The following is a 13000-nucleotide window of genomic DNA, read 5'->3' as shown; positions in this document are numbered from 1 at the left end:
TGTGTGGTGGCCCCGTGAGAAAGTGATTGTTCTGTCTGATTCGATTTCAACCGGGATGGACCGTGCGCCGTGGCTTGTTCGTCATCCCCCGGCGCAAACCTCCCGCACCCGGTCGCGCAACCACTGATGCACCGGGTCTGCCTGCAGTCGCGGATGCCACAATAGTGAAACCGCAAATTCCGGCACCGGAACCGGCAGCGCAAAACTGAACATGCCGTCCCGGAGATTGCCCGAATGCCGTTCCGGTACCGTGGCAATCAGGTCGGACGACCTTGCCAGCGCCAGCGCCGTGGCAAAGCCCCCGACCATCGTCACCACCCGGCGCTCCAGGCCCAGCGGGTTCAGAGCCTCATCAATCGGCCCATAATCCGCCCCGTCCCGGAATACTTGGATATGCCTGCCGCCGGTATACCGTTCCGGGGTGATTTCCCCCTCGCAAAGCGGATGTCCTGCGCGCACCACGCCAATGAAACGGTCCCTGAACAAGGCTTGTGTGCGCAATTCCGGCCCCATTGCGGCATCAACCACCCCGGTTTCCAGATCCACCGTTCCATCCCGCAGCAGGGTGCTTTGCCGGTCCAGCTTGGGCAGAAAGCACAACTGCACCCCCGGCGCAGCTTCGCCAATACGCGCAATCAGCGCCGGACCGAAATTTTCAGCAAATCCCTCCCGGGTGCGGATCGTGAAGCTGCGGACCACGGTCCGCAGGTCAGGCTGTTGCGTAGGACGCAGTACGGCTTCGGCTTCCTCGACCAGACGGCTGACCCGGTCCCGCAGTTCCAAAGCGCGCGGCGTGGGCGCCAAGCCGCGACCGGCGCGCACCAGCAGGGGGTCGCCGGTGGTTTCCCGCAGTCGCGCCAGCGCCCGGCTCATGGCCGAGGGACTGAGCTGCAAACGTCTGGCCGCACGCGCCACATTCCCTTCCGCCAGCAGCACATCCAGCGTCAGCAGCAGGTTGAAATCCGGTGAAGACATGGTGTGACTCCCAAGGTAGACCGTACGGACAGATGGCGTTTCATGCACCATTAAACTGCAAATGGTGCGTCTTCCGCCACTACCTGCAACTGACTACGCTTCTGAACATTCCCACTCAGGAGCTTCCCGCCATGCGAATAAATCTTCCAGCCGTTGCATCCACCGGCCGGCCTACTGGCTCTGCGGCCAACCGGCCGCTGGCCAGCCTTTCGCTGATTGTGCTGCTGTCGTCGCTGGCGTCCAGCATTGCCAATGTCGGTCTGCCGGCGCTGGCGCAGGTCTTCAATGCCAGCTTTGCCAACGTGCAGTGGGTGGTGATTGCCTACCTGCTGTCTGTCACCGCTCTGGTGGTGAGTGCGGGAAGGCTGGGCGACCAGATGGGCCGCCGCCGCTTGCTGCTGGCCGGCATCTGGCTGTTTACAGCGGCTTCGGTACTGTGCGGCCTGGCCCCATCGCTGGGCTGGCTGATTGCCGCCCGGGCGGTGCAGGGCATCGGCGCGGCAGTAATGATGGCGCTGACCCTGGCACTGGCGGGCGAGACAGCACCCAAAGCGAAAACCGGCAGCGCCATGGGCTTTCTGGGCACGATGTCCGCCGTCGGCACCGCGATGGGGCCGGTGTTGGGCGGGCTGCTGATTGCCGGATTTGGCTGGCGATTTATGTTTGTCATCAATCTGCCCCTGGGACTGCTGGCTGTGTGGCTGGCATCGCGTTATCTGCCACAGGATGCAACTTTACCGAAGACCCGACGCATCCGTTTCGACGTGCCGGGCGCCGTACTGCTGGCTGTGACATTGGTGGCGTATGCCCTGGCCATGACCACGGTACGCGACGAGTCGGTCCTTCTGCTGCTGTTGACGGCAACCGCTGTCGGGCTGGGCCTTTTTCTGTGGGTGGAATCCCGAACCGTGGCTCCGCTGATCCGGCTGTCTCTGTTCCGGCAGGCGGTATTCAGCAGGGGATTCGCCATGAGCGCCCTGGTGACAACGGTGATGATGTCGACACTGGTGGTGGGACCGTTCTACCTGGACGGAGCGCTGGGCTTGTCCCCAGTGCTGACGGGTCTGGTCATGTCCGCCGGACCGGCGGCGGCGGCGCTGGCGGGCGTGCCGTCTGGCCTGATGGTGGACCGTTTTGGCGCAACCCCTATGACGGTCTGCGGACTGGCAGCCATGCTGGCCGGGGCGATGCTGCTGTCGATACTATCTGGCACCTGGGGAATTCCCGGTTATGTGGCGCCGCTGATGTGCCTGACGGCAGGGTTTGCACTTTTTCAGGCGGCAAACAACACGGCAGTGCTGGCCAACACCGGGCCGCAACAGCGCGGGGTAATTTCAGGCCTGCTTAACCTCTCGCGCAATCTGGGCTTTATCACTGGGGCGACTGTGATGGGGGCAGTTTTTGCCTGGACGATGGTGAATGCGCAGGTGACAGCACCGGAGGCAGTGGCAGCGGGCATGCGGATGACGTTTGCGGTGGCGTCTGCGCTGATTCTGGCGGCGATATTTATTGCCTCCTTGAAGCGTGACTCTTCCACCGATTGACTACGGATTGGCGGGTACACCACTGAATTGCCCCCCCAGTTTGCGGGGTGCTTCCCGATTTGCCATGCTGTCAGCATTGACCATCAGCACAACGGAACTATTCATGCTCCCGGTTCAACCCCAATCCCCGGCATCAACGGCTACGCCAGAGGCCCGGCACGGTATGTCTCCCGCTTCGCGCGGGTTTGTGCTTGCCTTCCTGCTGGCGATCATGGTGACCGGGCTGGTGCGTGTCATGCTGTTGCAGCCCTGGGCCGGATTCCGGTTTCATGCCGACGGCGAGGTGCTGCTGGTCAGCACGGAATCCCAGCCGCAACCAGCCGCCGTGGCGGGACTGCGCCAGTCCGACGGCCGCCTGCGGCCCCTGCCGTCCTGGCTGGCGGTGGAAGAGCCTGACTTTCTGGACAAGGTCAGCGCCTATAACACCCTGATGAAGGTCCAGGCACCGCTGCTGGCGGAATGGCAAAGCGGCCGCGCACGGCTGGTGCTGCAGGACGGCCGCGAACTTCCGGTGGTGATGCGGCCGCGCGGACCGCTGGATATTCCTGCCGTTTTCTGGCTGCAATTGGGCTTCGGACTCATTGCGCTGGGCATCGGTTGCGGCATCTGGGTATTCCGGCCGCGCCAGCGCGTGGTCAACCTGCTGCTGTTGACGGCAGCTGGTTTTGCGGCGGGCACCTGGTCGGCCAGCCTGTACAGCTCGCGCGAGTTGCTGATGCATCCGGACCTGTTCCGCTTGCTGTCCATCATCAATCATGGCGGCGCATTGCTGTTTGACTGCGCCATGCTGGCGCTGCTGTGGAGTTACCCCCGGCCACTGGCCCGCCGGCCGGTGGCAGTGTTGGCGCTGCTGCTGGGGCTGCTGGCCTGGGTCGCGGATATCCGGCAGGTGACGGATACCTTCAGTCAAGGCTTCTATCTGTGGTTGCTGGTGATTTTCCTGATGGGGGCGGGGTGTGCCTGGCAACAGTGGCGCTTGTCACGCCGCGACCCGGTGTCGCGCATGGCCCTGCGCTGGCTGTTGCTGTCCTTCCTGCTGGGCAGCGGCGCGTTTGTGGCGCTGCAAGTGGTGCCACTGATGATGGGCGTAAAGACGCCGGTGCCGCAAAGCCTGTCATCGGGAGTGTTCCTGATTGTGTATCTGGGGCTGGCGGCCGGGATCAGCAGGTACCGCCTGTTCCAGCTGGAGCATTGGTGGCTGGCCGCATGGAGCTGGCTGTTCGGCGGCATCCTGGTGCTGCTGGTGGACGGCATTGCCGTGTGGTTCCTGCGCACCGACGGCTGGATGGCGCTGAGCCTGGCCGTCGGGGTGGCAGGATGGCTGTACTTCCCGCTGCGGCAATGGTTGGTGGAGCGTCTGTTGCAGCGTGGGAATTCGACGCGACAACTGCAGGCGGGCGCCATCCGCCACCTGTTCGACCTGCCGACCGACGAGGCGCTGTGCGCGCACTGGCCGGATGTGATACGCAGCATTTTCAGCCCTCTGGTGATGGAACGGCGCGACGGTGACCGCGATTTCATGGTGACCGACAACGGCCTGCTGCTATGCCTGCCGGATGTCGAGGACGGGCGGCATGTGATGCTGTCCTATTGCGAACGCGGCGGCCGCCTGTTCAACCGTGACGATCTGGCCACCGCCCGCGAACTGTACGGTATTGCCCGCCATGCGCGCGAGGCGCTGGCGGCCCGACAGCAGGGCGCGCGACTGGAACGCGACCGCATCAAACGCGACCTGCATGACGACTTGGGCGCGCGACTGCTGTCGATCTTGCACGGGCGTCAGGAAGCGGGCATGCGCGAGGAAGCGCGGCTGGCGATCCGCGATTTGCGGCAAATGCTGGCGACGCTGGATGAACGCAGCGTCATCCTGAGCGAAGCCGCGCAGCTGATGCGCGAGGAAGCGTCGGAGCGGCTGCAACGCGCCGGGATCACATTCGGTATCAGGTTGCCGCCGGTGCAGGCCATGTCGGGCGTCATGCTGTCGGCACGGCAGTATGCCAACCTGAAACGCATGGTGCGCGAATGCATCACCAACGCCATCAAGCATTCCGGTGCGTCGCGGCTGGAGCTGGCGATGACGCTGGAAGACGACTGGCTGTGCATGACCGTCAGCGATGACGGAAGCTTCGACCCTGCGCAATTGGAACTTGGCGGGCGCGGGCATCACATTATTCATTCCCGCGTGGATGAACTGGGCGGGCAGGCGGAGTGGCGTCCGTCGCCGCAGGGCGGTTGCCGGGTGAATATCCGGATTCCGGTGGCGGTGCGGACAGAAGGACAAGGAGAAACAACATGACAGACCGCGAACAGGTGCTGATTGTAGAGGACGTGAAGGAAACGGCCGACTGGCTGGCCGCGCGCGTGCTGGCCGCCTGCGGCGCAACCCGGACGGTGCGGCAGGCGCACACGCTGGCGGCTGCGCGCAAACTGTTGCAGCGCGAAAGCTTCGGTATGGCGATTGTGGATCTGGGTCTGCCGGACGGCAACGGCGTCGAACTGATTCCGGAACTGACAGCGGTACGCAACATCACCGTGGTGGTGGCCACCATCTACGACGATGACGCCCACATCTTCAGCGCCCTGCGGGCCGGGGCGGGCGGCTATCTGCTTAAGGATCAGGGCGATGATGACATTGAACGCGCCCTGGCCGGAATTCGCGAAGGTGTGCCGCCGATTTCCCCCAGCGTCGCCCGGCGGATGATGGATTTCTTCGTGCAGCAGGAACGCCTGCGCGAAAACCCGGAAGCCGAAAAGCTGACCGGACGCGAGAAGGAAGTGCTGGTGTTGATCGCCAACGGGCTGAGCGTGGCCGAGGCCTCTGCCAGCCTGGGCATTTCCGCACACACCACACGCGGTTATGTGAAGGACATCTACCGCAAGCTGGGAATTTCCTCGCGTGCGGAAGCCAGCCTGAGCGCCTCGCGCCTGGGGCTGATCCGCAAATAGTCCGGCCGACCGGACATGAAAAGGGCGGCTCAAGGGCCGCCCGTTTGTTGGCTGAATGGCCGTGTTTATTTGGCCTCGCGAGCCACCTTCGCCACTTCGGCATTGAAAGCGGCAATACCCTTCATGGCGCCGTTGGTGTAGGCCGCTGGATTGACAGTGAAGGTGTAATCGGCGCTGGTGGAGGAAATGCTGCCCGCACCGGACAACAATGACAGCCCCTTGCTGAGCGCATTGGCGGCATTGGAGGTTGTGTCAGTCTTGCTGAGTGTCCCGGCATTGGTGCTGATATTCAGCACTGGCGCTTTCGTCGCCACGCCGGGAATGCCACGCATCATGCGGGTTTTCGGCTTGCCCATCCAGGTGACCGACGCAGCTTGCAGGTTCATGCCCGGCGCGGTCTGGATACCGGCGGAAATGGTGGAGTAAGAAGCGCCAGTTTCCCCCCAAATTTGCGGGGCGACGATGGTGTAAGTAGGAATAAGGATGGTGGCATCCTTGATCTTCGGCTTGCCCATGCTGATGAACTCGGAGAACGGACCGGTAAAGCCTATCTTGATCTGTTGTTCATCGCTGGGCGCGGCCACCAGCAGGGTATCGGGGCTGCCCACCGGCGACTCCACCGGCAGCCCCCACTTGGCGTCGGTCTTGGCCAAGGCAATGCCTTGCAGGTAATCGCGGCCCTTGATGTCGTTCCAGGTCAGCACGGTGTATCCGGCGGCGCGCAGTTGGCCGACGAAATCGTCATAGGCTTTCTTGGCGATGGACTGCGCCAGCGACTTGTCGAGGCCGCTGAGATGGTATTTGGCGCTGGCCTTGACCGAATTGGCGCTGCCGCCGCCCAGCGTGGACAGGGCGCTGCCTTGCTTGGAAACCCCCACCTTGCCATCGACCACGAACTTCACGTAGGCCGTGGGCACCACGATGGTCTTGTTGTAGTCGAGAAGGTCTTCCGGGTTGACGGCGGTAACAGGTACGGAAATCCCGGAGGCGTTGCCCTTGCTGACGGAGGCCGCTGCCGGAGCCTGTGCGGACTGTGTGGCCGTAGCCGCCGGGGCCGCACTGTCCGCGCCTCCGGTCTTGGCGGCGTTGGACACGCAACCGCTGACGAGAGTGACCAGAGCGACAGCAATGGCGGCGGCCAGAAGATTTTTGTTGTTGGGCATGATCAGTCTCCGTGACTTCCAAATAGAAGGGCGCCGTTGCGGTCGGCCGGTCGCCCTGAAGACGGGCGTGGGGCCCGTGTGGGTAAGGGAAGTGTAAGAAGGGAGGTGTGGGGCGTGTACCCCCGGGATGGGGGGGCTTGTGGAAGTCCGGACTATTCCCCGGCGCACACGTCCCTGACCATCTCCCGCAGCCAGCGATGCACCGGGTCCGCCTGCAGGCGCGGATGCCACAACAGCGACACCGCGAACTCCGGCACCGCCACCGGCAGCGTGAAACTGAACATGCCCTGCCGCAGATTGCCCGAATGCCGCTCCGGCACCGTGGCGATCAGATCGGATGACCGCGCCAGCGCCAGCGCGGTGGCGAAACCGCCGACCATCGTCGCCACTCGTCGTTCCAGCCCCAGCGGATTCAGCGCTGCGTCAATCGGTGCGTGATCCATACCATCGCGCAACACGCCGACATGCCGCCCGCCGGTATAACGTTCCACCGTGACCTTCCCCCGGCTTAGCGGATGCCCCTCGCGCACCACGCCGATAAAACGGTCGTGGAACAAGGCCTGCGCCCGCAACTCCGGCCCCAGCGCCGCATCCACCACCCCGGTTTCCAGATCCACCGTGCCGTCGCGCAGCAGGGTGCTATGCCGGTCCAGTTTCGGCAGGAAGCATAACTGCACACCCGGAGCTTCCTGATCGGCGCGGGCGATCAGCGGCGGACCGAAATTTTCGGCGAAGCCCTCGCGGGTGCGCAGCGTGAAACTGCGCACCACCTGCTTCAGATCCGGCTGTTCCGCCGGTCGAAGCAACGTTTCTGCTTCTTCCACCAGACGGCTGACCTGTGCCCGCAACTCCAGGGCGCGGGGCGTGGGCGTCAGGCTGCGCCCGGCCCGCACCAGCAGAGGATCGCCGGTGGTTTCCCGCAAGCGCGCCAGCGCCCGGCTCATGGCGGACGGACTCAGTCGCAAGCGACGCGCCGCACGCGCCACATTGCCTTCCGCCAGCAGCACATCCAGCGTTAGCAGCAGATTGAAATCCGGCGATGACATGATGCATTCCTCAGGCAAATTTCGAATATATGGCGTTTAGTGCACTATTAAACTGCAAATGCTGCGTCTTCCGCCACGACAGATGGAGCATTAGGCTGCTGGAAACCATGAATTTTTCAGGAGCCAGCCACCATGTCCTTATCCATTCTCCCCAAGACCGCCACGCACCTTGGAGCCGAATCCCGTAGCAACCGGCCGCTGGCCAGCCTGTCGCTGATCGTGCTGTTGTCCTCGCTGGCATCCAGTATCGCCAATGTTGGCTTGCCGACACTGGCGCGGGTGTTTGATGCGCCCTTTGCCGATGTCCAGTGGGTGGTTATTGCCTATCTGCTGTCAGTCACTACGCTGGTAGTCAGTGCGGGCCGGTTGGGCGACCTGCTGGGCCGTCGGCGCGTGCTGCTGACCGGTATAGGGGTGTTTACGGTGGCCTCGGCTCTGTGCAGTCTGGCCCCGTCGCTGGGATGGCTGATTGCCACCCGCGCACTGCAGGGAATGGGAGCTGCCGTGATGATGGCACTGACTCTGGCCCTGGTCGGTGAGACAGTGCCAAAGCAACGGACAGGCAGCGCCATGGGCTTTCTGGGCGCCATGTCAGCCGTAGGCACTGCACTGGGGCCCACGCTGGGCGGGCTGATGATTGCCACGTTCGACTGGAGGTTTCTGTTTGTGATCAATCTTCCATTGGGTCTTATTGCTGCATGGCTTGCTTCCCGTTACCTTCCGGCCGATGAGACTGCAGCAAGAACCGGCCGTGCCGGTTTAGACCTGCCCGGCATGATGCTGCTGGCTATGACACTGGCGGCGTATGCGCTGGCCATGACCACGGGGCGGGGAAATGCAGGCTTGATCAACCTGCCGCTTCTGATGGCTGCAGCGGTCGGACTGGCCTTGTTTCTGTGGGTGGAAACCCGAACCGATTCAGCGCTTATCCGATTGTCGTTGTTCCGGAACGCGGTATTCAGCAGCGGATTCATCATGAGCGCTCTGGTGACAACGGTGATGATGGCGACGCTGGTGGTGGGGCCGTTTTATCTCTCCTGCAGTCTGGACTTGTCGACGTCTATGATGGGAATGGTCATGTCCGCCGGACCTGCATCGGCTGCGCTGGCGGGGGTGCCGTCCGGCCGCCTGGTTGACCGCTTTGGCGCGCCGTTGATGACATTGGCTGGACTGATGGTGATGTTGAGCGGGGTAGTGATGCTATCAATGGCGCCCTCCGGGTGGGGAGTTTCCGGTTATGTGTTGCCGTTGATGAGTTTGACTGCGGGGTTTGCGCTGTTTCAGGCGGCGAATAATACGGCAGTGCTGGCCGAGGCCCGGCCGGAGCAGCGCGGCGTCATTTCCGGTTTACTAAACCTGTCTCGCAATTTGGGTTTTGTGACGGGGGCTTCGGTGATGGGTGCTGTGTTTGTAAGGGCTTCGGAAAGAGCTTTGCCGGACGTGCCGCTGGCGATGACGAGTGGTTTAAGTGCCACCTTTTCGGTGGCGGCAGGGCTGGTTCTGGTGGCGCTGGGGGTTGCCGCATTCCAGTTGACGGGCTGTAGAGTCAAAAAGCACTTATAGGTTTCCTGCCATATAAAGTTGGCCAGCCCGTTTTTCACCTTGAACTTTAATCCATCAATGCTATAGTAAGTAATAAGTCACTTACTATAGCGCAGGCGCCCTGCATGACCTCCGGTAAACTTCCCGCAGAAGAGCGGCGATCCCTCACTATACAAACCGTCATTCAACTGGCCGCCCGGCAAAATCCCGCCGACATCACCACCACCGAAATCGCCCGTTACATGGGTCTGACGCAAGGCGCGCTGTTCCGTCATTTTCCCACCAAGGATGAACTGTGGCTGGCGGTGATGGACTGGGTGGCGGAACACCTGATGAAACGTCTGGACCAGGCAGCACAAGGGCCGAATTCACCGTTGGCAGCCCTGCAAGCGATGTTTCTGGCCCATGCCGCCTTTGTGGTGGAGCATCCCGGCGTGCCCCGGATGATTTTTGGCGAGTTGCAGCACGCGGAAGACACCCCCGCCAAAAACCGGGTATTACGGCTGATTGGCGGGTACAGCGAACGCCTGCACCGACTGATTGCGCAGGGCAAGTCCTGCGGGGAGCTGCCGGAAACTCTGGATGCCGGGGCGGCGGCCACGCTGTTTATCGGCACGCTGCAGGGGCTGGTGATGCAGTCCCTGCTGGCCGGGGATGAGGAGCGCATTGGCCGTGATGCGCCCAAGGTCTTTGCCATTTACCTGCGCGGTATCCGGAGTCCGGCATGAAACGCTTTCCCTTCTCCGGCCGCGCGCTGGCGCTGCTGGCCGTCATCCTGCCGCTGCTGGGCCTGTTCATTTTTGTCGCCCTGCGTTCCGGGCCGCTTGCGCCGGTGGCCGTTACGGTGACGACGGTGGAAACGGCGGCCGTGACGCCGTCGCTCTTTGGCCTGGGAGTTGTCGAGTCCCGTCATCTCGTCAGCATTGGCCCCACCGCCGCCGGTCGTTTGCAACGGCTGGAAGTGGATGTGGGCGACAGTGTGCAGGCCGGGCAGGTGATTGGCGGCATGGACCCGGTGGACCTGGAACAGCGGCTGCTTGCTCAGGACGCCGCATTCCGCCGCATCCAGGCCCAGCTTCGCGAAGCGCGGGCCCGGCAGACCTACGCACAAGCCCAGGCGAAACGCTACGAGCAGTTGTTTGCAGCGAACCTGACCAGTGAGGAAATGCTGGCCGCCAAGCGCCAGGAGTTGCAGATTACCGATGCCGGACTGGCCGCCCTGCATGAAGACCAGAGCCGGATCACGGCTGATCGGGGGGCGCTGGCGGCGCAGCAGCGGAACCTGCAACTGACCGCGCCGGTGAACGGTCTTGTGGTGGCGCGGCATGCCGACCCCGGCGCCACCGTCGTTGCCGGACAAGCCGTGATCGAAGTCATAGACCCCGCCGGATTGTGGGTCAACGCCCGTTTTGATCAGGTAACCGCCGCCGGTCTCCGCGCCGGGTTGCCCGCCCGCATCGAGCTGCGCTCGCGGGCCGGACAGGTACTGGCCGGCCGCGTATTGCGGGTGGAGCCGATGGCTGACGCCGTGACCGAGGAAACCCGGGCCAAGGTGCTGTTCCTGACACTGCCTGCGCCCCTGCCGCCTCTGGGGGAGTTGGCCGAAGTCACCTTGGCCTTGCCGTCACTGGCGGCAACACCGGTTCTGCCCAATGCCGCTGTGCGGCGGGACGGCAGGGAAACCGGGGTCTGGAAGGTGGTGGAGGGCGGAGTCCGGTTCACCCCGGTGCAACTGGGAGCCGGTGATCTGGAGGGCCGGGTGCAGGTGCTGTCCGGCGTTGCGCGCGGCGACCGGGTGGTGGTTTACAGCGCAAAGGCGCTGAAGGCGGACAGCCGGATCACGATCGTGGAACGCATCCCCGGAGCCGGAAAATGATCAGCCTTGCCGGGCGGGACATTCTCCATGCCTGGGGCAAGTTCGTCTTCACCGGCATGGGGCTGGGGCTGTTGATCGGCGTGACGCTGATCATGGCCGGGGTGTACCGGGGCATGGTGGATGACGGCCGCGCCCTGCTGGATAACAGCGGCGCCGACCTGTGGGTGGTGCAGCAGGACACTCTGGGGCCGTATGCCGAATCCTCCAGTATCCGCGATGACGTCTATCTCAGCCTGCTCGGCCTGCCGGGTGTGGCGCAGGCGGCCAATGTCACCTACCAGACGATGCAGGTGCGGCAGGGCGACCGTGATGTGCGCTCAATGGTGGTCGGCATGGCTCCCGGACAAGCGGACACCCCCGGACGGCCGCCGTATCTGGTGGCCGGACGGCACATGACGCGCAGCCATTACGAAGCCGTGGCGGATCTCGCCACCCGTTTCCGGCTTGGCGACCGCATCCGCATCCGCCGCAACCTGTTCACCGTTGTCGGGCTCACCCGGCGCATGGTGTCGTCCGGCGGCGATCCCATGGTGTTCATTCCGCTCAAGGATGCCCAGACCGCGCAATTCCTCAAGGATAACGACGCCGTGCTTCAAGGCCGCCGCCGCACCGAAGCCAACCCGGCCTTCAACCACCCCGGCGCACCCGGCCTGCTGGAAGCGGTGATGGCATCCCAGACCAGTAACGCCTACGTCAATGCCGTGCTGGTGCGCCTGCAACCGGGCCAAGCCCCGGAAGCCGTCGCCGCCGGTATCCGGCGCTGGCAGCGCCTCACGGCGTATACGCGGCCGCAGATGGAGGAGATTCTGGTCGGCAAGATGATTGCCACCTCCGCCAAGCAGATCAGCATGTTCCTGGTGATCCTGGCCGTAGTCAGCGCCGCCATTGTCGCCTTCATTATCTATACCCTGACCATGGACAAGATCCGCGAAATCGCGGTGCTGAAGCTGCTCGGCACCCGCAACCGCACCATCGCCGCGATGATTTTGCAGCAGGCCGTGGCGTTGGGGCTCATCGGCTTCGTGGTCGGCAAGATCACCGCCACCTTTGCCGCACCGCTGTTTCCCAAATACGTGTTGCTGGTGCCGCAGGACTCCATCACCGGCTTTCTGGTGGTGATGGCCATTTGCGTGCTGGCCAGCCTGGTGTCGATCCGCATGGCGCTACGGGTTGATCCGGCGGAAGCCATTGGAGGTTGAGATGAGCGGCAACGGCATTCTGATTGAGGGGCTGACCAAGCGTTACGGCAGTGGCGACACAGCCGTGGATGCGCTGAAGGGCGTCAACATGGCCGTGGCGCCGGGCGAAGTGGTGGGGCTGATCGGCCCTTCCGGTTCCGGCAAGAGCACGCTGTTGAAGTGTCTGGGGGCGGTGATTGACCCCACCGCCGGGCGCATGGTGCTGGGCGATCAGGTCATTTACGACAACGGCTGGAAGGCGCGTGACTTGCGGGCGTTGCGCCGGGACAAGATCGGCTTTGTCTTTCAGGCCCCGTACCTGATTCCGTTTCTGGATGTCACCGACAATGTCGCGCTGCTGCCGATGCTGGCGGGTGTCTCCAACAGGGCGGCGCGGGCCAGAGCGCTGGAGTTGCTGACGGCGCTGGATGTGCAGCACCGGGCCAAGGCCATGCCGTCACAGCTTTCCGGGGGCGAACAGCAACGGGTAGCGATTGCGCGCGGCCTGGTCAACCGGCCGCCGGTGATTCTGGCGGATGAGCCGACCGCGCCGCTGGACAGCGAGCGGGCGATGGCGGTGATCCGTATCCTTAACAGGGTGGTGAAAAATCCCTGAATTTCCACCGCCTGCATTCTCTGAAAGCAAAAATCCGCTGGAAGCTCATTTCGTACACGCTTTTTTCGCCTATACCACCCGATATAGCCTCAAAAACGAGCTTTCCACGGCTAT

10 protein-coding genes and 1 pseudogene are annotated in these 13000 nt (G+C 63.4%); 8 read left to right on the top strand and 3 right to left on the bottom strand.

Annotated features, from left to right (window positions below; translation table 11 throughout):
- Positions 1–81: 81 nt before the first annotated feature.
- Positions 82–975: a LysR family transcriptional regulator gene (locus Q7T36_RS00065; RefSeq protein ID WP_304842698.1), complete on the bottom strand. Its 894-nt coding sequence runs from the start codon at positions 973–975 to the stop codon at positions 82–84.
- Between the two features lie 131 nt (positions 976–1106).
- Here Q7T36_RS00065 and Q7T36_RS00060 point away from each other — a divergent pair, with 131 nt between their 5' ends.
- From Q7T36_RS00060 to Q7T36_RS00050, 3 genes are all read left to right on the top strand, one after another.
- Positions 1107–2519, top strand: coding sequence for an MFS transporter (locus Q7T36_RS00060; RefSeq protein WP_304842696.1), 1413 nt, complete (start codon positions 1107–1109; stop codon positions 2517–2519).
- 163 nt (positions 2520–2682) lie between these two features.
- Positions 2683–4815 carry a sensor histidine kinase gene (locus Q7T36_RS00055; protein ID WP_304842694.1) on the top strand — a complete coding sequence of 711 codons (2133 nt, stop codon included), beginning with the start codon at positions 2683–2685 and terminating at the stop codon, positions 4813–4815.
- Positions 4812–5465, top strand: a complete 654-nt coding sequence (locus Q7T36_RS00050) for a response regulator transcription factor (RefSeq protein ID WP_304842692.1) — start codon at positions 4812–4814, stop codon at positions 5463–5465. The genes Q7T36_RS00055 and Q7T36_RS00050 overlap by 4 nt, the downstream gene beginning before the upstream one ends.
- 65 nt (positions 5466–5530) lie before the next feature.
- Here the strand turns inward: Q7T36_RS00050 and Q7T36_RS00045 are convergent, their stop codons facing one another.
- Both Q7T36_RS00045 and Q7T36_RS00040 read right to left on the bottom strand, forming a co-directional pair.
- A complete protein-coding gene (locus tag Q7T36_RS00045) occupies positions 5531–6628 on the bottom strand; it encodes a hypothetical protein (RefSeq protein ID WP_304842689.1) in 1098 nt (365 codons plus the stop codon).
- A gap of 152 nt (positions 6629–6780) precedes the next feature.
- The gene (locus Q7T36_RS00040; RefSeq protein ID WP_304842688.1) at positions 6781–7674 is read right to left on the bottom strand and encodes a LysR family transcriptional regulator; all 894 of its coding nucleotides are present in this window, start codon (positions 7672–7674) and stop codon (positions 6781–6783) included.
- A gap of 132 nt (positions 7675–7806) precedes the next feature.
- Here Q7T36_RS00040 and Q7T36_RS00035 point away from each other — a divergent pair, with 132 nt between their 5' ends.
- From Q7T36_RS00035 to Q7T36_RS00015, 5 genes and pseudogenes are all read left to right on the top strand, one after another.
- Positions 7807–9237 (top strand): MFS transporter, encoded by a 1431-nt coding sequence (locus Q7T36_RS00035; protein WP_304842685.1) that lies wholly within the window; start codon positions 7807–7809, stop codon positions 9235–9237.
- A gap of 104 nt (positions 9238–9341) precedes the next feature.
- Positions 9342–9944 (top strand): TetR/AcrR family transcriptional regulator, encoded by a 603-nt coding sequence (locus Q7T36_RS00030; protein ID WP_304842683.1) that lies wholly within the window; start codon positions 9342–9344, stop codon positions 9942–9944.
- A complete protein-coding gene (locus Q7T36_RS00025) occupies positions 9941–11092 on the top strand; it encodes an efflux RND transporter periplasmic adaptor subunit (RefSeq protein WP_304842681.1) in 1152 nt (383 codons plus the stop codon). Before Q7T36_RS00030 ends, Q7T36_RS00025 begins: the two co-directional genes overlap by 4 nt.
- The gene (locus Q7T36_RS00020; RefSeq protein ID WP_304842679.1) at positions 11089–12291 is read left to right on the top strand and encodes an ABC transporter permease; all 1203 of its coding nucleotides are present in this window, start codon (positions 11089–11091) and stop codon (positions 12289–12291) included. Before Q7T36_RS00025 ends, Q7T36_RS00020 begins: the two co-directional genes overlap by 4 nt.
- A 1-nt stretch (position 12292) precedes the next feature.
- Positions 12293–12877 (top strand): annotated as a pseudogene (locus Q7T36_RS00015) (ABC transporter ATP-binding protein); the annotation flags it as partial.
- Between the last annotated feature and the right edge of the window lie 123 nt (positions 12878–13000).

This window comes from Fluviicoccus sp. (assembly GCF_030646115.1).
Classification (GTDB): domain Bacteria; phylum Pseudomonadota; class Gammaproteobacteria; order Pseudomonadales; family Moraxellaceae; genus Fluviicoccus.
This window is presented reverse-complemented; position numbering and strand designations above follow the sequence as displayed.